At 74.1% G+C, this 20,290-nt stretch carries 17 protein-coding genes; 8 read left to right on the top strand and 9 right to left on the bottom strand.

Translation table 11 applies throughout. The features are described 5' to 3' along the window. Nucleotides 1-73 precede the first annotated feature (73 nt). Nucleotides 74-913 carry a PaaX family transcriptional regulator C-terminal domain-containing protein gene (locus KPL57_RS53135; protein ID WP_226357994.1) on the top strand — a complete coding sequence of 280 codons (840 nt, stop codon included), beginning with the start codon at nucleotides 74-76 and terminating at the stop codon, nucleotides 911-913. A 325-nt stretch (nucleotides 914-1,238) separates the two neighbouring features. Here KPL57_RS53135 and KPL57_RS53140 read toward each other — a convergent pair whose 3' ends face one another. The 5 genes from KPL57_RS53140 to KPL57_RS53160 form a co-directional block, all read right to left on the bottom strand. Further along, nucleotides 1,239-1,664 (bottom strand): RidA family protein, encoded by a 426-nt coding sequence (locus KPL57_RS53140; protein WP_226357995.1) that lies wholly within the window; start codon nucleotides 1,662-1,664, stop codon nucleotides 1,239-1,241. A 1-nt stretch (nucleotide 1,665) separates the two neighbouring features. Then, nucleotides 1,666-3,363, bottom strand: a complete 1,698-nt coding sequence (locus KPL57_RS53145) for an indolepyruvate oxidoreductase subunit beta family protein (RefSeq protein WP_226357996.1) — start codon at nucleotides 3,361-3,363, stop codon at nucleotides 1,666-1,668. Next, the gene (locus KPL57_RS53150; protein ID WP_226357997.1) at nucleotides 3,363-5,531 is read right to left on the bottom strand and encodes an indolepyruvate ferredoxin oxidoreductase subunit alpha; all 2,169 of its coding nucleotides are present in this window, start codon (nucleotides 5,529-5,531) and stop codon (nucleotides 3,363-3,365) included. The genes KPL57_RS53145 and KPL57_RS53150 overlap by 1 nt, the downstream gene beginning before the upstream one ends. A gap of 134 nt (nucleotides 5,532-5,665) precedes the next feature. Beyond that, nucleotides 5,666-5,926: a hypothetical protein gene (locus KPL57_RS53155; RefSeq protein ID WP_226357998.1), complete on the bottom strand. Its 261-nt coding sequence runs from the start codon at nucleotides 5,924-5,926 to the stop codon at nucleotides 5,666-5,668. Nucleotides 5,927-5,964: 38 nt separating this feature from the next. Beyond that, a complete protein-coding gene (locus KPL57_RS53160) occupies nucleotides 5,965-7,293 on the bottom strand; it encodes a phenylacetate--CoA ligase family protein (protein ID WP_226357999.1) in 1,329 nt (442 codons plus the stop codon). A 240-nt stretch (nucleotides 7,294-7,533) separates the two neighbouring features. Here KPL57_RS53160 and KPL57_RS53165 point away from each other — a divergent pair, with 240 nt between their 5' ends. Genes KPL57_RS53165 through KPL57_RS53180 form a run of 4 tightly spaced genes read left to right on the top strand, consistent with a single transcriptional unit; the run spans nucleotide 7,534 to nucleotide 12,051 of the window. Beyond that, nucleotides 7,534-8,430: a fumarylacetoacetate hydrolase family protein gene (locus KPL57_RS53165; RefSeq protein WP_226358000.1), complete on the top strand. Its 897-nt coding sequence runs from the start codon at nucleotides 7,534-7,536 to the stop codon at nucleotides 8,428-8,430. Next, complete coding sequence (locus tag KPL57_RS53170) at nucleotides 8,427-8,885, top strand: cupin domain-containing protein (protein ID WP_226358001.1); 459 nt, start codon at nucleotides 8,427-8,429, stop codon at nucleotides 8,883-8,885. The genes KPL57_RS53165 and KPL57_RS53170 overlap by 4 nt, the downstream gene beginning before the upstream one ends. Beyond that, nucleotides 8,882-9,760 carry an acyl-CoA thioesterase II gene (locus KPL57_RS53175; RefSeq protein ID WP_226358002.1) on the top strand — a complete coding sequence of 293 codons (879 nt, stop codon included), beginning with the start codon at nucleotides 8,882-8,884 and terminating at the stop codon, nucleotides 9,758-9,760. Before KPL57_RS53170 ends, KPL57_RS53175 begins: the two co-directional genes overlap by 4 nt. After that, nucleotides 9,757-12,051, top strand: a complete 2,295-nt coding sequence (locus KPL57_RS53180; protein WP_226358003.1) for a bifunctional salicylyl-CoA 5-hydroxylase/oxidoreductase — start codon at nucleotides 9,757-9,759, stop codon at nucleotides 12,049-12,051. Before KPL57_RS53175 ends, KPL57_RS53180 begins: the two co-directional genes overlap by 4 nt. A gap of 7 nt (nucleotides 12,052-12,058) precedes the next feature. Here KPL57_RS53180 and kynA read toward each other — a convergent pair whose 3' ends face one another. From kynA to KPL57_RS53200, 4 genes are read right to left on the bottom strand one after another with little or no spacing between them, the layout of a single operon-like run. Beyond that, complete coding sequence (kynA, locus tag KPL57_RS53185) at nucleotides 12,059-12,910, bottom strand: tryptophan 2,3-dioxygenase (protein ID WP_226358004.1); 852 nt, start codon at nucleotides 12,908-12,910, stop codon at nucleotides 12,059-12,061. Next, a complete protein-coding gene (locus KPL57_RS53190; protein ID WP_226358005.1) occupies nucleotides 12,907-14,163 on the bottom strand; it encodes an aminotransferase class V-fold PLP-dependent enzyme in 1,257 nt (418 codons plus the stop codon). The genes kynA and KPL57_RS53190 overlap by 4 nt, the downstream gene beginning before the upstream one ends. Further along, nucleotides 14,160-16,037: a helix-turn-helix domain-containing protein gene (locus KPL57_RS53195; RefSeq protein ID WP_226358006.1), complete on the bottom strand. Its 1,878-nt coding sequence runs from the start codon at nucleotides 16,035-16,037 to the stop codon at nucleotides 14,160-14,162. Before KPL57_RS53195 ends, KPL57_RS53190 begins: the two co-directional genes overlap by 4 nt. A gap of 25 nt (nucleotides 16,038-16,062) precedes the next feature. Further along, a complete protein-coding gene (locus KPL57_RS53200) occupies nucleotides 16,063-16,839 on the bottom strand; it encodes a FadR/GntR family transcriptional regulator (RefSeq protein WP_226358007.1) in 777 nt (258 codons plus the stop codon). A 287-nt stretch (nucleotides 16,840-17,126) separates the two neighbouring features. Here KPL57_RS53200 and KPL57_RS53205 point away from each other — a divergent pair, with 287 nt between their 5' ends. The 3 genes from KPL57_RS53205 to KPL57_RS53215 are packed head-to-tail and all read left to right on the top strand — an operon-like array spanning nucleotide 17,127 to nucleotide 20,289. Continuing rightward, nucleotides 17,127-18,527 carry an MFS transporter gene (locus KPL57_RS53205; RefSeq protein ID WP_226358008.1) on the top strand — a complete coding sequence of 467 codons (1,401 nt, stop codon included), beginning with the start codon at nucleotides 17,127-17,129 and terminating at the stop codon, nucleotides 18,525-18,527. Further along, nucleotides 18,524-19,081: a MaoC family dehydratase gene (locus KPL57_RS53210; RefSeq protein WP_226358009.1), complete on the top strand. Its 558-nt coding sequence runs from the start codon at nucleotides 18,524-18,526 to the stop codon at nucleotides 19,079-19,081. The genes KPL57_RS53205 and KPL57_RS53210 overlap by 4 nt, the downstream gene beginning before the upstream one ends. Then, a complete protein-coding gene (locus KPL57_RS53215) occupies nucleotides 19,078-20,289 on the top strand; it encodes a CaiB/BaiF CoA-transferase family protein (RefSeq protein WP_226358010.1) in 1,212 nt (403 codons plus the stop codon). Before KPL57_RS53210 ends, KPL57_RS53215 begins: the two co-directional genes overlap by 4 nt. Nucleotide 20,290: the final 1 nt, after the last annotated feature.

Here is a 20,290-nt window from a genome sequence, read left to right on the forward strand (position 1 = left end):
CGCACCGTCCTTCCCGGACGGTGCGGCGCGTCGCGCTCGTCCGGGGGTGCGGGCACGCCCGTACGATGTCGTCGTGACGACCGTCGCCGAACCGGACGAGATCCTCGCTCCCGTCCCCCCGCGTCGGCTCATCGTGTCGGTGTACGGGCTCTACGCACGTGAGCGCGGCGGGGCCCTGTCGGTGTCGTCGCTGGTGCGGCTGCTCGGCGGGCTCGGGGTGGACGGCCAGGCCGTCCGGTCCGCGGTGTCCCGGCTGAAGCGACGCGGGCTCCTCGAACCGCAGAAGGTCGGCGGCGCCGCCGGGTACCGGCTGTCCCCCGCGTTGGCCGACGTGCTCGCCGAGGGCGACGAGCGGATCTTCTCCCGCCGCCGCGCCGGCGCCGGGGAGGGCTGGCTGCTGGTGGCCTTCTCGGTGCCCGAGTCGGCGCGCGACCAGCGTCATCAGCTGCGCAGCCTGTTGATCCGGCTCGGCCTGGGCACGGTCGCACCGGGCTTGTGGGTCGCCCCGGCACACCTGGAGGCCGAGGTCTCGCACGCCCTGGACCGCGCCGGTCTGCGCGGCTACACCGAGCTGTTCCGGAGCCGGCACGTCGCCGGCCGCCCGCTGCGGGAGACCGTCGCTTCCTGGTGGGACCTCGACGCCCTCGCGGGCCAGTACTCCGCCTTCGTCGCCCGTCAGGAGCCGGTGCTGCACGCCTGGCGGGACGCCGACGGCGAGTCCGAGCAGGCCTTCGCCGACTTCGTGACGCTCGTGACGGTGTGGCGACGCCTGCCCTACCTCGACCCGGGCCTGCCGCTGGAGGCGCTGCCCGAGAGCTGGGTCGGCGACCGCGCCGAGGAGCTCTTCGGCGACCTGCGCGCCCGCCTCGCCGGTCCGGCGCGGGAGCACGTCAGCAGCGTCCTGGACGCCTGAGCCGCTCGAGGCCGGCCGTGCCACCTCCGGCACGGCGTGGGCGATCGCACCGTTCACCGGTGAGGGTTTCCGGCGAATTCGCTTACCCGGTAAGCGAATTCGTCGAGGTCGATCCCCGGACCAGCGGCGACGCCGCGGGCCGACGCCGCGAGCGGACGGTCGGCACGCCGGGGACGTCGATGCCGGCCATCCCCTCGGGCGGATTCGCTTACCGGGTAAGCGAGTTCACCCGAACCACCCTGCCCCGGGCCCCGCACACGCCGGAGCGCCGGGCCCGGTGATCCGGACCCGGCGCTCCCGAGGACACCCCCGGCGGGACGGGTGCTCAGACCCGCCGCGCCGCGACCGCCTCGATCTCGATCAGCGCCTCGGGCTGCCACAGCGCGGTGACCCCGACGCCGGTCATCGCCGGGTAGGTCCGCCCGCACAGCTCCTTCCAGATGGCGCCGATCTCCTTGCCGCGGGCCTGGTAGCCGGGCACGTCGAGCAGGTAGATCCGCACCGACAGCAGGTCCCCGGGCTCGGAGCCCGCGGCGCGCAGGGCGGTGACGACGTTGGACAGGGACTGCCGGAACTGGTCGACGATGTCGCCGTCGACGATCCGGCCGGTCGCGTCCATCGCGGTCTGGCCGGAGAGGTGGACGGTGTCGCCGTGGCGGACGGCGTGGGTGAAGCCCGACGGCTTCGCCAGGGTGTCCGGGTTGATGAGCTCGACGTCGGACGCGGTGCCGGTCGTGGTGCCGGTGGTCATGTCAGTGCTTCCTCTTCCTCGACGGAACGGTGGTGGGCAGGCCGGCCCCGGACAGCTGGGCCCGCAGGGCCGCGCCGTCCTCGTCGGCCAGTGCCGCGGAGCGGAGCCGGGCGAGCGTGGCGGCGGCGCCGTCACGGCCGCGCAGCTGCCGTGCCGCCTGGCTGAGCAGGGCGAAGCTGTCGTTGCCGTGGGCGTAGGTCTCGCCGTAGCCCTTGAGGACCTTCTGGCAGACGAGGATCTCCACGGCGAGGTCCGCGTCGGCGGCGACGGTGTCGAGCGCGAGCGCGGTCCATGCCTCGATCGCCTTCTGCTCCTCGACGAACCGCAGCGACCGCGGCCGCAGGGGCCGCATCCGCGCCATCGTCGCGAGCATCGCGTAGCCGGTCACCGAGGTGGTGTTCAGGACCATGCCCTCGCGGGTGACCCGGTCGACGGTGCGGGTGAACGCCTTCGAGCGGCGCAGCACCTTCCCGAGCCGGTACGGCAGCGTGTCGGTGATCTCCTCGGCCTGTGGGTGCAGGTACTCGCGCACCTGGGACAGCTGCGCCGAGCTCACCCCGGCCTCGTCGCGGACCCGCTCGAGCCGCCGGGCACGGGTCTTCTGCAGCGCGACGTGGATCGTGTCCTGGTAGCACATCCACAGCGCCAGGTGCCGGGCCGCCTCGGTGGTGAGACGGGCGTCGCCGAACGGGTCGGGGTCGACGGCGGCGAACGCGCGGACCCGGTCGAGGTAGCGGGCGGCGTAGTCGAGGTCCTGGTAGACGCCGGTCCGCACGAGCCCGTGCAGGACCGTGGAACGCGCCGCGGCCGGGAGGTCGGCGACGGTGCGGGCGAGCGGGCGCAGGTCCTCCCCCACCAGTGACTCCGGGTCGGTCGCGGCGACGGCGTTGCGCCGCGCCTCCTCGCGCTCCTTGCGCTCCTCGGCGGAGACGGGCCGCGGGCCGATCGCGATGTCGACCGTCGCCGGTGCGCGGGGCGCGGGCGGCGTGGGCGGGGCGGGCGCGAGCGCGGCGGTGGCCGCGTCGAACCCTCCCGCGAACGCGGCCAGGCTCGGCTCGACGCCCTTGCCGGCGTCGCGGATGGCCTGCTCGAAGCGGTCCCGGGAGAAGGGCAGCGCCCCGGACCCGGCGAGCGCCCCGAACAGCGCCGCGGAGATCACGCTGCGGTGCTCCTCGGCGATCGCGGCGAAGTCCGCGGCGACCAGGTGCTGCGCGGCGCGGCCCGCCGCCGCGACGAGCTCGGCGGAGTCGACGCGGCCGTCGCCGAGGTGCATCTTCTCGTCGATGGAGTAGACGCGGTTGGTCGAGGTGATCAGCGTGGTGCGGTCGGGGGTGGCGAAGCCGCGCTGGACCGCGCGGCCGCACTCCATCAGCTCCGAGGCGACGACGACGTCGACCTCGCCGGGCGTCGGGAACACCGACAGCACCGGCTCGGCCCGGCCCGCGCCGTCGGCCGAGTCGGTCCCGGGCACCGGGGGGTGCAGCTCGGCGTAGTAGACGGTCGCCCCGGTCCGCTGGGCGACGCCGGCGACCGAGGTGGTCTGCGCGTGGTAGCCGGCGGCCTCGGCGACGGCGACGACCCAGTCGGCGAGCACCCCGCCGCCCTCGCCGCCCATCGCGAGGATCGCGAGGGTGATCGGGCGGGTCCCGGTGTACCAGGATCCGGTGGGACCCGCCGGTGCGGGCATCACGGTGGGCATCAGGCTGCCTCCATCCGGGCGGCGCGGCGGTCGAGGCCGCGCCCGACGAGGGTGATCCACCAGGACCGGAGGCGGGCGCGGACCCGCTCACCGGCCGTGGGGTTGTCGACGACGTCGGTGCGGTAGAACGACGGGCACAGCACCGCCGCGTGGGCGTTGTTGCCGCAGACCCCGCACCCGACGCAGGAGTCGAGCACGGTCGCGATCGGGTCGGTGCGCAGCGGGTCCGGGTTGTCGGTGATCGTCAGCGACGGGCAGCCGGAGATCCGGATGCAGGCGTGGTCGCCGGTGCAGGTCTCCGGGTCGACGCCGAACCGCTCCCGCACGACACGCTCGCCGCGCTTCAGCTTCGCAGCGCGGTCCTTCTTCACGCGGCGCTGCCGGTTGAGCTGGCACTCCGACTGCATCACCAGCAGCTCGGGCCCGCGTTCCTTGCGGCGGAACGCCTTCAGGAAGGTGTCGCGGACCTTGGCGACGTCGTAGGTGTGGTCGATCGTGGTGGCGTTGGTGATGCCGAGACCACGCGCGGCCTTCTCGATCGGGTGCTTGGTCGAGCGGCGCTCCAGGTCGGCGTGGCTGGACAGCACGTCCTGCCCGCCGGTGGCGGCCGCGTAGTCGTTGTCGACGACCACCATGACCTGGTCGGACTTGTTGAACACGGCGTTCCCGACGCCGGACACGAGCCCGTTGTGCCAGAACCCGCCGTCGCCCATGATCGACACCGGTCGCTTCTCAGCGTCGCCGCCGGCCAGCGCGGCCGAGCCCGCGGCGCCCATGCCGTAGCCCATCGTCGTCGCACCCAGGTCGAACGGGGCGTTGATGGCGAACAGGTGGCAGCCGATGTCGGCGGAGATCTGGTGCTGCCCGGTCTCGCGCTCGGCCAGCTTGAGGCCGGAGAAGATCGGGCGCTCCGGGCAGCCGGTGCACAGGCCCGGCGGGCGCGGGCGCACGACCTCGGCGGCGACCCGCGGCGCGAACGGGCTCGCCGGGTCGGCCGGGTCGCGCAGCAGCGACGGCCGGTGGGTGACGACGTCGGGGGCGTACTTGCCGAGGAACTGCTCCAGGCCGCGGGTGATGACCTGGGCGGTGTACTCGCCGCCCGCGGCCAGCATGTCCTTGCCGTGCAGCACCGTCGGGACGTCGGCGCGGCGCAGGATCGCGTGCAGGTTCTGCTCGATGTAGTCGGGCTGCCCCTCCTCGACCATGATCACCGCACGCTTGCCGGAGCAGAACTCGACGATCTCGGAGTCGACGACCGGGTAGGTCACGTTCATGACGTAGGTCGGGACGCGGGTGCGGCCGAGCGTGTCGGAGGCCCCGAGCAGCTCCATCGACCGGTTCAGCGTGTTGTACAGCCCGCCCTGGACGATGATGCCCACGTCGGAGGCGGTGCCGTCGCCCGGGAACAGCTCGTTGAGACCGTGCTCGCGGATGAACTCGACCGCCCGGGGCCAGCGGTCCTCCAGCTTCTCGCGCTCGTGGGCGAACGACGCGGGCGGCAGCACGATCCGGTCGACGCTGCGCCGCGGGGCGTCCGCGGCCTGGGCGACGGTCATCGGCGGCCGCACGTTGTCCTTGGCGACGAACCCGCCGTGCAGGTGGCAGGACCGCAGCCGCAGCTCCAGGAACACCGGGGTGTTCGACGCCTCGGACAGCGCGAACCCGGACTCGACCGCGTTCACGATCGCGGTGGTGTTGGCGCGCGGGTCGAGCAGCCACATCTGCGACTTCATCGCGAACGCGTGCACCCGCTCCTGCATGATCGAGGAGCCCTCGCCGTAGTCCTCGCCGAGGATCACCAGCGCACCGCCGGTGACCCCGCCGGAGGCGAGGTTGGCCAGCGCGTCGGAGGCGACGTTCGTGCCGACCGGGGACTTGAAGGTGATCGCGCCGCGCAGCGGGTGGTGCACCGACGCCGCCAGCATGGCCGCGGCCGTCGCCTCGGAGGCGGAGTTCTCGAACCGGACGTCGAGCTCGTCGAGGATCTCGCGGGAGTCGCCGAGGACGTCCATGAGGTGCGAGATCGGCGCGCCCTGGTAGCCGCCGACGTAGGCGACGCCGGACTGCAGCAGCGCCTTCGTCACGGCCAGGATGCCTTCGACGTGCAGTGTCTCGCCGGCTCCGGCGCGCAGCTTCTGCACCTCGGCGGCGAAGGACCGTTCGGCCATGGCCGTCCTCTCGTCGTGGTGGTCGTGGTGGTGGGGGTGGTCGTCGGTACCGACGCTAGGCACCGGATCGCGTGGCGCCTATCCCGTGGGCGTGGTCGCTGTCCGATCGGCGCTGCGCGGAGCGCGCCGCGCGGCTACACGCCCAGGTCGGTCAGGTGCTCGAAGCGCAGGCCGAGATCGGTGACGGCGACGGCGACCGGGGCGAGCGCGGCGCGCAGGTTCGCGGCGACGCAGGGCGGGAGGTCGTCGCGGCGCAGCGCGGCGACGATCCGGTCGTAGACGTCGAGCAGGGCCTGCTCGGCGTCGTCGAGCGGGGCGCCGAGCAGGTCCGTCGCCCGGTCGGCGGCGGTACGCGGGGCGGGCGGCGCGGTGGTCGTGGTGCTGGTCGTACTCATGGCGGGCTCCTCGCGGGTCGGGTCGGCGGCGGGCCCGGTCAGACGGCCGGACGCAGGTCGGTGAGCCGCTTGGCCTTCAGCTCGAAGCGGGGCAGCTCCCCGGTCGCGGCGCGGCGCACGTGGAAGCGCAGGCCCTCGTGGGAGTCGGCCAGCTCGTCGGCGACCCGCCCGGACAGCAGGTCCCACCCGGTGTCGTCCACGGTCGCCGCGGGCTCGAGCAGCAGCTCGATCTCGTCGCGGTCACCGGGGCGGGAGATGCGGATCTGGAACTCCTCGACCCCGTCGAAGCCCCGGACGATCGCCTCGACGGCGCCCGGGTAGACGTTCGTGCCGCGGACGAGCTTCATGTCGTCGACCCGGCCGATGATCCCGCCCTCGTAGAGGTCCCAGGTGCGGCCGGAGGTCGTCCGGGAGCCGGGGACCTTCACGACCAGGTCGGCGGTGCGGTAGCGCAGCAGCGGGGTGGTCGAGCGCCCGAAGGAGGTGCAGACCCGCTCGCCGCGTTCGCCGTAGCCGACCTCGCGCCCGGTCTCCGGGTCGATCACCTCCTCCAGGAGGTGGTCCTCGATGACGTGGCAGCCGCCGGGCTGCTCGGCCGGGGTGAACATGACGATCGTCGACACCTCGGTCATGCCCGCGGTGTCGTAGGCCGCCGCGCCCCACTTCCGCTCGATGAGCGCCTTGGTCTCCGGGATGGACCCGGCGGGCTCACCGGAGAGGATCACGCGGCGGACCGGGCCGTTCACCAGGTCGATTCCCAGCTCCTCGGCCTCGGCGGCCAGGCGCAGCGCGTAGGTCGGGGTGGACGCGACGACGGTCGCGCCGAAGTCGTGGATCTGGCGCACCCGCTGGGCGGTGGACTGCGCGCCGCCCGGGATGGTCAGCGCGCCGATCTTCTCCAGCCCGTTGTGCAGGCCCCAGAACCCGATGAACGAGCCGTAGCCGAACGCGACGTAGCCGACGTCGTGCGGGCGGACTCCGGCGCCCCAGAGCGCGTAGCACCACATCTCCGCCGACCAGGACCAGTCCTTGCGGGAGTCCAGCGCACGCAGCGGGGTGCGCCCGGAGGTGCCGGAGGTGGTGTGCAGCCGGATCGCGTCGTGGGCGCCGGTGACCGGCAGCTCGCCGAACGGCGGGTGCGCCTCCTGCGAGGCCATCCACTCCTCGCGGGTGAGGAACGGGATGCGGGCGAGGTCGTCGCGGGTGCGGATCCGGTCCGGGTCGACGCCGGCGAGGGTCCGCCGGTAGTGCGGGCTGCGGTCCTTCGCCCAGGCCAGGACCCGGCGCAGCTTCGCGAGCTGCAGCTCGACCAGCTCCGCGCGCGGCATGAGCTCGGTCTTGGGGTTCCAGAACGGCTGGTCGGTCACGGCGTCCCCTTCTCCCGGCACGAGCCGTATATCGCTGACGTGACGACAGTCATCAGAGCATGCGATCACCGGAGCGGGCAAGCCCCACGCGCACTCCGATCACAGCCGAGATCAGCACGTCATGGCCACGAAACGCGAGCACTGTCCGCATGACGCAGATCGTGCAGGCGCGCTTGCCGAGGCCGTGTTCATCGTGTTTCAGTGGTCACCGTCAAGGACACGACACATCAGGAGGTCGGGATGCGTCTGGCGACCCTGCGGTCGGGCGACGAAACCGTCGCCGCCGTCGCCGCCGGCGAGGAGTGGGTGGTGCTCCCCCACCGCGACGTCGGCGACCTGCTCCGCGACCCGGACGGGCTTCGGACGGCCCGCGCGGTCGCCGCCCCGTCCCCCGCGGAGGGCCCCGCCACCCCTGCCGGCGGCCTCGCCGCGGTCGTCCCCCGGCCGTCGAAGATCGTCTGCTGCGGGCACAACTACGCGGGACACATCCGCGAGATGGGCCGGGACCTGCCCGAGCACCCGACCCTGTTCACCAAGTTCGCCGACACCCTCACCGGCCCCGCCGACACCGTGACGCTGCCGGACTGGGCGGGGCGGCCGGACTGGGAGGCCGAGCTCGCCGTCGTCGTGGGCGCCCCGCTGCACCGGGCGACGCGGGACGAGGCGCTGGCCGCCGTCGCCGGGTACACCGCGGCGAACGACCTGTCGGTGCGCGCCTGGCAGCACCACACCGGGCAGTGGCTCCCGGGCAAGGCGTTCGACGCGACCACCCCGCTCGGCCCGGTCCTCGTCACCCCCGACGAGCTGGACCCCGCCGCCGGGCTCGCGCTGACCTGCCGGGTCAACGACGAGGTCGTGCAGTCCGGCGACACCGCGGACCTGGTGTTCGACGCGCCCGCCCTGCTCGCCTACATCTCGGCGTTCACCCGCCTGTCCCCCGGCGACGTCGTGCTCACCGGCACCCCGGCCGGCGTCGGCGCCGGGGCGACCCCGCCGTGGTTCCTGGCCGACGGCGACGTCGTCGAGGTCGCGCTGGCCGGCGTCGGCGTCCTGACCACCCCGATCCGCATCGAGAAGACCGGTACCGCGAACACCGGCACACCGAAGACCGGCACCGAATTCGAGGAGTGCGCATGAGTGAGCAGAGCAAGCAGGACGGCACCGAGCTCGCCTGGTCCGCCGTACCCGTCGTCACCCGCGCCGGGTCCGAGGACACCGGCACCGGCCAGTCCGGTGGCTGCGTCCGCGTCTCGGGCGTGTCGCCGCAGCACACCCCGGCCACCCGGATCTGGTTCGGCCGGGTCTCCAACGAGCCGGGCTACCGCTCGCTGCCGCACCACCACGGCGAGGCCGAGACCGGCGGCTACGTGCTCAAGGGCACCGGCCGGATCTGGTACGGCGAGAACTACGAGCAGTGGACCGAGATGACCGAGGGCGACTTCGTGTTCGTCCCGCCGTTCATGCCGCACGTCGAGGGCAACATGTCGACCACCGAGGAACTGGTGTGGCTGACCTGCCGGACGCCGGACAACATCGTCGTCAACCTCCCCGAGGTCGACGACGCGAGCCTCGAGGGGTACCGCCGCGCATGACCACTCCGATGCCCTCCACCAGCGAGAGGTCCGTCGCCCCGCTGCTCGCGGCGCTGGACCTGACCAAGGACGGGGACGACGCGTTCCTCGCCCACCACCAGGTCATCCCGTCGGGCCGCGCCTACGGCGGCGAGCTCGTCGCCCAGGCCGAGCGGGCCATGACCCTCACCGTCGGCGACGACCGTCGCGTCGCGAACCTGCACGGCTACTTCCTGCGCGCGGGCGACGTGCACACCCAGACCCGTTGGGAGGTCGAGCGCGTCCGCGACGGCCGCGGCTTCTCCCACCGTGCGGTCCGCGGCCTGCAGGGCGGCAAGGAGATCTTCCGGGCGATGGCGCAGTTCGCGGTGCCGGTCGACGGCGCCGTCGAGCACGCCGACACCCTGCCCCCGGAGGCGGGTGACCCGGAGGAGCTGCCGAGCACGGCCGACGTGCTGGTCGGCGCGGACACCCGCGACGCCGAGTACTGGCGGTACCACCGCTCCTTCGACATCCGGCACGCCCCGTCGGCGCTCTACACCACCCACGACGGTGTGCGGGTCGCCCGCCAGACCGTGTGGCTGAAGGCCTGGGAACGGCTGCCCGACGACCCGGCGATCCACCGCAGCGCCCTGGCCTACGTCTGCGACTACACGCTGCTGGAGCCGATCCTGCGCCGCCACGGCGCCGCCTGGGCCGACGACGGCGTCGTCACCGCCAGCCTCGACCACGCCATGTGGTGGCACCACGACGGCCGCATGGACTCCTGGGTCGCGCTGGTCCAGACCTCCCCGGTCGCCACCCGCGGCACCGGGCTCGGCACCGCCCGCCTCTACTCCGCCGACGGCCGCCCGCTGGCCTCGGTCGTCCAGGAAGGACTGGTGAACCTCCCGTGAGCGCCCACTCCATCGCGTCCGTCGGCGGCGGCCCCGGCGGGCTGTTCTCCGCCATCCTGCTGAAGAAGACCGACCCGTCGCGCGAGGTGGTCGTCTACGAGCGCAACCGCGCCGACGACACCTTCGGCTTCGGGGTCGTGTTCTCCGAGGAGACCCTGGACAACATCTCGGCCGCCGACCCGGAGTCCCTCGATCGCATCTCCGCGGAGTTCCGGCACTGGTCGGCGATCGACGTCGACGTCCTCGGCGCCCGCGAGCGCAGCGACGGCCATGCCTTCGCCGCGCTGGAGCGCAAGCGGCTGCTCGGCATCCTCGGCGAGCGCGCCGCGGAGCTGGGCGTGGACGTGCGCTACTGCACCGAGGCGCCCGACCTGGACACGCTGCGCCGCGAGAACGACCTCGTCATCGCCGCCGACGGCGTCAACTCCCGCATCCGCGAGGCCCTGTCGGAGGAGTTCCGGCCGAGCCTGGACCGGCGCACCGCCAAGTACGTCTGGTTCGCGACCACCCGGCCGTTCGACTGCTTCACCTTCCAGTTCGTGGAGACCGAGTTCGGGCTGTTCTGGGCGCACATCTACCCCTTCGACGGGGAGCGCTCCACGTTCATCGTCGAGACCGACTCCGACACCTGGGAGCGCGCCGGGCTCGCCGAGTTCGCCGCCGCCGAGCGGAGGCCCGGCGAGAACGACGAGCGCTCCCTGCGGTTCTGCGAGGAGGTCTTCGCCGACCTGCTCGACGGCCACGGCCTGATCGGCAACAACTCCGGCTGGCTGTCGTTCGCCGTCATGCGCAACGGGTCCTGGCGGGCCGGGAACGTCGCGCTGGTCGGCGACGCCGCGCACACCGCGCACTTCTCCATCGGCTCGGGCACCAAGCTCGCGCTGGAGGACGCGATCGGCCTGGCCGGCGCGATCGACCGGGAGCCGACCGTCGAGGCCGCGCTCAAGGCGTACCAGGAGGACCGCAAGCCGGTCGTCGAGTCGCTGCAGCGCTCCGCGCAGACCAGCCTGGAGTGGTTCGAGGGCGTCCGCCGCTACCGACACCTGGACCCCCAGCAGTTCGTGTTCCAGCTGCTCACCCGCTCGCAGCGGGTCACCTACGACAACCTGAAGCTCCGCGACGCCGGCTACGTCGGCCGGGTCGACGCCTGGCTCGCCGACCGGACCCGCGACCAGGGTCTCGAGGTCGAGACCGGCACCCCGCCGATGTTCCACCCCTACCGGCTGCGCGGCATGACGCTGCCGAACCGGATCGTCGTCTCGCCGATGGCGCAGTACTCCGCCGTCGACGGCGTGCCGACCGACTGGCACCTGGTGCACCTGGGCGGGCGCGCGCAGGGCGGCGCCGGCCTGGTCATGACCGAGATGATCTGCACCTCCGCCGACGGCCGGATCACCCCCGGCTGCCCCGGTCTCTACACCGACGCCCAGCGCGACGCCTGGGCCCGGGTCGTGCGGTTCGTGCACGAGAACACCGACGCGAGGATCGGCGCGCAGATCGGGCACGCCGGGCGCAAGGGCTCGACGAAGGTCATGTGGGAGGGCATCGACGAGCCCCTCGACGAGGGCAACTGGGAGATCCTGGCGCCGTCGCCGCTGCCCTACCGGTCCGACAGCGCCGTCCCGCGCGAGGCGACCGAGGCCGACCTGGACCGGGTCGTCGCCGACCACGTCGAGGCGGTCCGCCGCGCCGACGAGGCCGGGTTCGACCTGGTCGAGCTGCACTTCGCGCACGGCTACCTGGTGTCGGGCTTCCTCTCGCCGGTGTCGAACCGGCGCACCGACTCCTACGGCGGCAGCCTGGAGAACCGGGCCCGCCTGGCCCTGCGCATCCTCGACGCCGTCCGCGAGGTGTGGCCCGCCGACAAGCCGGTCAGCGTCCGGATCAGCGCCACCGACTGGGTCGCCGACGGCGGCTTCGACGGCGACGACGCGGTCGCGCTGGCCCCGATGCTGCGTGCGCACGGCGCGGACATCGTCGACGTCTCCACCGGCCAGACCAGCACCGAGGCGAGGCCGGCCTACGGGCGGCTCTACCAGACGCCGTTCGCGGACCGGATCCGTCAGGAGACCGGCGTCCCGACGATCACCGTCGGCGCGGTGTCCAGCGTGGAGGACGCGAACACGATCATCGCGTCCGGCCGGGCGGACCTGTGCGCGATCGCGCGGCCACACCTGGTGGACCCGTACTGGACGCTGAACGCGGCCCTGGACCAGGACTTCCGGGGGCACGCGATCCCGCGGCAGTACCGGTCGGGGCTGTCGGCGCGGCGGCGCGCGCAGGTGCCGTGAGGGCCCGCTACATCGCCGTCCGCACGGCGTAGAGCTCGGGGAAGAAGGTGAGGTCCAGCGCCCGGCGCAGGAAGTCCCGGCCGCTGGACCCACCGGTCCCCCGCCGCACCCCGATCGTCCGCTCGACGGTCTTGAGGTGCCGGAAGCGCCACAGCTGGAAGTTCTCCTCGATGTCGACCAGCTCCTCGCAGGCCTCGTAGAGGTCCCAGTGCGTCTCGGGGTCGGCGTAGACCTCGGCGAACACCGGCACCAGGTCCTCGCGGTAGGTGTGGGCGAGGGTGACGTCGCGGTCGAGCAGGTCGGCGGGGACGGCGAACCCGCGGCGGGCGAGCAGGCGCAGGAACTCGTCGTAGAGGCTGGGCCGGTGCAGCGCCGCGTCGAGCAGCGCGTGCGCCGCGGCGTCGTCGGCGAACAGCTCCAGCATCGCGGCGTTCTTGTTGCCCAGCAGGAACTCCACGGCCCGGTACTGGTAGCTCTGGAACCCCGACGAGGTGCCGAGCGCGCCGCGGAACTGCACGTACTCCGACGGCGTCAGCGTCGCGAGCACCGACCACTGCTCGATGAGGGTGCGCTGCACGTGCTTGACCCGGGCCAGGCGCTTGAGGGCGAGCGACAGGTCGTCGGCGGCCGTGTCGTCGGCGGCGCTGCCCAGCTCGTGCAGCACCAGCTTCAGCCACAGCTCCGAGGTCTGGTGCTGGACGATGAACAGCAGCTCGTCGTGGTGCTCGGGGCGGCTGCGGGGGTGCTGCGCGCCCAGCACCCGGTCGAGGTCGAGATAGCCGCCGTAGGACAGGTTCTCCCGGAAGTCGCGGACCACACCGTCCTCGACCGGCCGGGTGTTCGTGCCGTCGTCGCTCATCGGGCGACCTCCTCGGCGAGCGCGGTCATCCCGGCGAGGACCTCGGCGAACGAGGTCGACAGCGGCGCGAGCCCGATCCGGATGCCGTCCGGGGCCCGGAAGTCCGGGATGACCCCCCGCTCCCACAGCCGGGCGTTGACCTGCGCGAAGTCCTCGCGGCGCAGCGTGACGTGCCCGCCGCGGCGGTCCGGGTCGCGCGGTGAGGCCACGGTGACGCCGTGCGGGGCGAGCAGGGTGTCGGCGAGGTCGAGGGCGAACCCGGTGAGCTGCACCGACTTGGCGCGGACGGCGTCGATCCCGGCCTGCGCCAGCAGCTCCACCCCGCACTCCAGCGGCACCGAGGCCAGCACCGGCGGGGTGCCGGACAGCAGGGCGCGCACGTCGGGCGCCGGCTCGTGGCCGGGCCCCATCGCGAACGGCGCGCGGTGGCCGAACCAGCCGGTGATCGGCTGGCGCAGCGTCGTGGTGTGCCGGGCGGCGAGGTAGCCGAACGCCGGCGCGCCCGGACCGCCGTTGAGGTACTTGTAGCCGCAGCCGACGGCGAGGTCGGCGCCCCACGCGTCGAGCCGGACCGGGACCGACCCGACCGAGTGCGACAGGTCCCAGAGCACCAGCGCACCGGCGTCGTGGGCGGCCCGGGTGATCGCGGGCGCGTCGGCGAGGAACCCGGAGCGGTAGGCGACGTGGGACAGCAGCACCAGCGCCGTGTCCGGCCCGACGACGGCCGCGACCTGATCGGGCGTGACGCCCGAGGCCGGGTCGGAGGTGATCCACCGCAAGACCGCGCCGCGCTCGGCGGCGATGCCCTCGAGCACGTAGCGGTCGGTCGGGAAGTTGTCGGTGTCGACGACGATCTCGCGGCGCCCCGCGGCCGCCTGGTGGTCGACGGCGGCCCGGGCCAGCTTGTAGAGCAGCACGGTCGTGGAGTCGGCGACGACGACCTGCCCCGGCGCGGCGCCGAGCGCGGCCGCCCCGATCCGGTCCCCCAGGCTGCGCGGCCGGTCGACCCAGCCCTCGTCCCAGCCGCGGATCAGCCGGGTGCCCCAGTCCGCGCGCACGAACCGCTCCATGCGCTCGGCCGTCGCCCGCAGCGGGCGGCCGAGGGAGTTCCCGTCGAGGTAGGCGACGACGCCGTCGGCGGGCAGGAACCGGTCGCGGTACCCGGCGAGCGGGTCCTCGGCGTCGAGCCCCGCCGCGACGGCCGTGAGGTCGGTGCTGCAGTCGGTGGTCGGGTCGGTACGGCGGTCGGTCACGGTGTCCCCTCCGGTCGCGGTGTGCCCAGCCGGTGCAGCCGCAGCGCGAGCTGCAGCTCCAGCCCGTGGTCCGGGTCCTGCCAGCGTGGGCCCAGCAGCGACGCGACCCGGTCGAGCCGCTGGGCCACGGTGTTGACGTGCACGTGCAGCGCCGCCGCGGCCCGGGTCGGGCTGGCGCCCGCGGCGTAGTAGGCCTCCAGGGTGCGCAGCAGCTCGCTGCCGCGGCGCGCGTCGTGCTCGGCGACGGGCCCGAGGATGCCGCGCACGTACCCGGCGACGTCCGGGCGCTCGCCGAGCAGCAGCCCGGCGAACCCGAGGTCCGACGCCGAGGCGCACTCCCCCTCCCGGTCCAGCGCGACCAGCGCCTCCGCCGAGCGACGGGCCTCGGCCAGCGCGGCGTCCGCGCCGTCGGCCGGGTGCAGCGGGCCGACGCCGCCGACCGTCACCGCCCCGTCGGGGTCCTGCTCCGACGCCGGACGCGCGAGCCGGGCACCGGCCGCGGCCGGGTCGGTGCCGGGCAGCAGCACGACCACCGCGCCGTCCCGTTCCCCGACCAGCCCGGAACGGCCGCCGAGCGCGGCCGCCTCCCGGGCCAGCGCCCGTCGCCGGGCGGGGTGGCAGCGGCAGACCAGCAGCACGTGCGGCCGCCGGGGCGACACCCCGAGCGCGGCGAGCCGGGTCAGCGTCGTCGGTCGCGGGGCCCCGGACGCGGCGAGGAGCTCGGTGAGGGCGTCGGCGCGGTCGAGCCGGTCGGCCTCGTCGGCGCGCTGGGCGAACAGCAGCACCAACGCCGTGACCATCGCCGCCCGCTCCACGATGCGGACCTGGCCGGGGGTCAGGGGGTCCCCGGCACCGAGCCCGCCGATCAGCAGCGTCCCGAGGCGCTGACCACCGGCGATCACCGCGGTCACCCAGACGCCGCCGGCGCACGGCACCGGTACCGGGCGCCCGGCGCCGTCGCGCTCCCCGGCGCGGCGCAGCGCGGCGCGGGCGTCCAGGCCGGGCGGGACCGGGCCGTGGGCCGCGGCGGTGGCGCCGTCGCCGTCGAGCACCGCGACCCACCCGCCGAGCAGCCTGCCGAGCGCCTCGGCGATGTCGCCGACGTCGCCGCCCTCCAGGACGACCCCGGCGAACCGGTCGTGGGCGTCGGCGGCCTCGGCGATCGCGGCGTGCGCGCCGCGCAGCTCGCGCAGCGTGGTGGCGGTGTCGGCGAGGCGCCGGGTCTGCACCAGCGACACCGCGGCGAGCGCGGCCAGCGAGCCGAGCAGGGCGACGTCCTCGGCGGTGAAGGGGCGGGCGGACCGGTTGGCGGCGAACAGGACGCCGACGAACTCGTCGTCGACCAGCAGCGGGGTGCCGCAGATGCCGACGATGCCCTCCTCGGCGACCGCGGTGTCGATCTCCTCGGTGTGCCGGTAGCGGCCGTCGCCCGCGTAGCGGCCGGTCCAGTGCGGGGTGCGGCTGGCCGCGACGAGACCGCCCAGCCCGGCCCCGAGCGGGAGCCGCAGCGACTGGAAGCGGTGCGAGACCGATCCGGAGGTGACCCGCATGAACGTGTCCCCGCGCTCGGGGTCGTGCAGGGTCAGGTAGGCGACGTCGGTGCCGAGCAGTCCGCGCGCCCGGCGCACGATCGCCTGCAGCACCGAGCCGGGGTCGGACTCCGAGGCGAGGTCGCGGGCGATGCCGACCAGCGCGGCGAGCTCGGACTCCCGGCGGCGCCCGGCGTCCATCGCCGCCCGCACCCGCAGGGTCAGTGCGCCGGCCTCCGGCTCGGAGGCCGCCAGCTCCGCGACGACGCGGTCCAGCTCACCGTCGCGGGCACCGCCGTCGGCCCGGTCGGCCAGCAGCCGGAGCAGGTCGAGGACGGTGCGCACGCCACCATCCTGCCGTGCGCGGCACTCAGTCGGACTTCCACGCTCCCGGGCGGCCGTAGATGTCGCGCAGGTCGAGCAGGTGGCTGCGCATGGCCTCCTCGGCCTGCGCCGCCTCGCCCCGGGCGATGTGCTCGGTGATCGTCGCGTGGCAGGCGTCGACCTCGGCCCAGTGCTCGGCCGCGACGACGTGCCGGTTCAGCCGGGTGCGGAGCACGTCGCCCACCGGCTGGCCCATCATGGTGATCATCAGGTTGCCGGTGGCCATGAGCACCGTGGTGTGGAAGTCCATGTGCTCGACGAACCCGCTGGGGTCGCGCGGGTCCCGCGGTGCCGCCGCCGCGGCGCGCAGCGCCTCGATCGTCTCCGGCGCGGCGCGCTGGGCGGCCAGCCGGGCCGCCGCGGGCTCGAGCAGCAGCCGGGCCTCCAGCAGGTCGGCCATGCCGAGCTGCGGCGTCGCGACCAGCACCCCGAGCGCGCCGCCGACGTCCTCGACCAGGCGGGCGGGGTCCGGCGCGGCGACGAACGAGCCGCCCTGCACCCCGCGCCGGGTGTCGATCAGGTGCTGGCTGGCCAGGACCCGCAGCGCCTCGCGGACCGTGGAGCGGCTCACCCCGAACATGCCGGTCAGCTCGGACTCCGCGGGCAGCCGGGTGCCGGCGGGCAGGGCGCCGCGCATGATCTGCGCGCGCAGCTCGTCGGCCACCTGCCGGTAGGCGGGACGGACCCGCTGGACCCGCAGCCGCGCCGTCGGCGGCCGGTGACCGTCGCGGGGCCGCTCCCCCGCCGGTGCGTCGGTCGGCACGGTGACGCCGTCACGCGGATCCCGGGTCGCACCCATGTTCACGCCGCCGCCCTGTCGTCCACCGTGCCGCGCGTCCCGCGACCCGTTCCAGGGTACCGGTCGGGCGTTGCCCGGGACCATCGCCCGACGGCATAGGTCTGACACATCGGTCGAGCACTTCTAGCAGCTCGTGACCGTTGGAAGGTCTTGCTTCTGAAAGCGTCTGATGTTTACCGTGCGGAGGCGGGGTCCGGTCGGCCCCCGCGGACCGGAAGGCGGGCGACGGCGCCCGCCGAGGGGAGTACGCGATGACCGTCGACCCACCCGGTGACCGGCAGGCGGCCGGCGTGCCGCCCGCTCCGGCCCCCGTCACGGACCTGGCCGCCCGGCTCGACCGCATCCCGGTCGCCACCCCGACACACCGCCGCTGGGTGGCGGTGCTCGGTGCGCTGTTCGTCTTCGACCTGGTGGACCTCAACTCCTTCGCCTACGCCGCGCCCGCGCTGCGGGCCGAGTGGGGGCTGTCCATCGGGGAGGTCGGCGCGGTCACCTCGGCCGCGTTCGTCGGGATGTTCGCCGGGGCGATCGTCGGCGGCCGCCTCTCCGACCGCTACGGCCGCCGCCCCGTCCTGCTCGGGGCCGTCCTGTTCTTCTCCGTCTGCTCGCTGCTGAGCGCGCTGAGCTGGGACGCCTGGTCGCTGGGCGTGCTGCGGGTGCTGACCGGGTTCGGGCTGCAGGCCACGACCGGGGTCCTGCTGGTCTGGGTGAGCGAGATGTTCCCGCGCTCGCTGCGGGGCCGGTACCAGGCGCTGCTGCTCGCCGTCGGCCTCGCCGGCATCCCGATCGCCGCGTGGCTGGCGCGGATCGTCGTCCCGCTCGGACCGGGCTCCTGGCGCTGGATCTTCGTCGTGGGCGCGCTCGGCGCGGTCGTCGCCCTCGTCGCCTGGCGGACGGTCCCCGAGTCGGTCCGCTGGCGCTCGGCACAGGGCCGGTCCCCCGACCCCCGCGACGAACGGCTCGTGGCCCGGATGGAGCACGAGGCCCGCGCCCAGCTCGGCACCGACCTGCCCGAACCGGTCCCCGACCCCCCGAGGCCCGAGGGACGGCTGTCGGACCTGCTGCGCGGCGCGACGCTGCGCCGGACCGTGGTCGCCTCGACGGCCTGCGTGTTCCTGATCCTCTCGTTCTACGGTTTCAGCTCCTGGGTGCCGACGCTGCTCGTGGAGCGCGGGTACACCACGGCCGAGAGCCTGACCTTCGCCTCGGTCCTCGCGATCGCCGCCGTGCCCGGGGCGCTGCTCGTGGCGCCGGTGGTGGACCGCTTCGACCGGCGCGCGGTCGTCCTGGTGCTGCAGACCCTCTCCGCGGGCCTGGTGCTCGCCTTCGGCCTGGTCACGCACCCGGTCGCGATCGCGGTGACCGGCTTCCTCGCGGCGATGTTCATGCAGGCGACGGTGCCGGTCCTCTACACCTACATCGCCGAGGTCTTCCCGCTGCACCTGCGCGGCCTGGGCTCCGGCATCGCGAACGGCTCCGGCCGGCTCGCCGGGGTCGCCGGCGGCCTCCTCGTCGCCGCGACCTTCGCCGGCCTCGGCCTCACCGCCGTCTACGTCTACCTCGCCGCGGCGGCACTGCTGCTCGGCCTGGTCATGGCCCTGTTCGGCGAACGCACCACGAACCGCCGCCTCGAGGACATCGAGCGCGGATGACCACCACCCACCGGAAGGACGACACGCACGTGACGATCAAGCAGGGCTGGCAGGGACGCTTCTACGAGGACTTCGAGATCGGCGACGTCTACCAGCACCCGCTGGGCCGGACGATCACCGAGACCGACAACACCTGGTTCACGTTGCTGACCATGAACACCAACCAGGCGCACTTCAACCGCCAGGTCGGCGAGTCCTCGGAGTTCGGCCGGATGCTCGTCGTCTCCCCGCTGACGATCTCCATCGCGATGGGCCAGTCGGTCACCGACACCACCCAGAACGCGTTCGCCAACCTGGGTCTCGACGACCTGAAGCTCACCGCGCCGGTGTTCGCCGGCGACACCATCTGGTCGGAGTCGATCGTGCTGGACAAGCGCGAGTCCTCCTCCCGCCCGACCGCCGGGATCGTCACCGTGCGGACCCGCACCCTGAACCAGGACGCGGTCGAGGTGCTGAGCTTCCGGCGGACCTTCTACGTGCACAAGCGGGAGGTGGGCGGGGCGTCGTCGCTGTTCCCGCAGGCCGCGGAGCCGCTGACGGTGGAGGGCGCGTGACCCGGCGGCCGCTGGAGGACATCCGGATCGTCTCGCTGGAGCAGTACGGCGCCGGCCCGTTCGGGTCGATGCACCTCGCCGAGCTGGGCGCGGAGATCATCAAGATCGAGGACCCGTCGGTCGGCGGTGACGTCGGCCGCGCGATCCCGCCGTACACCGCGCCGGGCGACTCGCTGTTCTTCCAGTCCTTCAACCGGGACAAGTCCTCGGTCACCCTCGACGTGCGCACCCCCGAGGGCCGCGAGGTGTTCCACGACCTGGTCCGCACCGCCGACGCCGTGTTCTCCAACCTGCGCGCCGACGTCCCGGCGACGCTGGGGATCCGCTACGAGGACCTCAAGGAGGTCAACCCGCAGATCGTCTGCTGCTCGCTGACCGGGTTCGGGATGACCGGCCCGCGCTCGGCGGAGCCGGGCTACGACTACGTCCTGCAGGCACTGGCGGGCTGGATGTCGCTGACCGGCGAGCCCGGCGGCGCCCCGCAGAAGACCGGGCCGAGCCTGGTCGACTACTGCGGCGGCTACGTCGCCGCGATCTCGCTGCTGGGCGCGATCCACGGGGCGCGGCGCGACGGCGTCGGCACCGACTGCGACGTCTCGCTCTACGACACCGCGGTGAGCCTGCTCGCCTACCCCGGGACCTGGCACCTGACCGCGGGCTTCGAACCGGTGCGCACCCGGCAGTCGGCCCACCCCTCGCTGGTGCCCTTCCAGGCCTTCGAGGCCTCCGACGGCTGGCTGGTCGTCGGGTGTGCGAAGGAGAAGTTCTGGCAGCGGCTCACCGTCGTGCTGGGCCGCCCGGACCTGGCCGAGGACCCCCGCTTCGCGACCTTCGCCGACCGCAACCTGCACCGCGACGCGCTGCTGCCCGAGCTGGAGGCGCTGTTCCGGACCCGCACGGTCGCGGAGTGGCTCGCCCCGCTCTACGCGGCCTCGGTCCCCTGCGCCCCGGTCCGCGACGTCGCGGGCGCCCTGACCGACCCGCACACCGTCGAGCGCGACCTCGTCGCCGAGACCCCGCACCCCGACTTCGGCCCGGTCCGCACCCTGCGCAGCGCGGTCCGGGTGGGCCCGCCCGGCGCCGACCGGGCCCCGACCCGCGCCGCACCCGTGATGGGTGCCGACACCGACCGCGTCCTGCGCGAGCTGGGCTACGACGACACCAGGATCACCGCGCTCCGGAGCTCCGGCGCGCTGGGGAAGGACTGAC

This window comes from Pseudonocardia sp. ICBG601 (genome assembly GCF_020496245.1).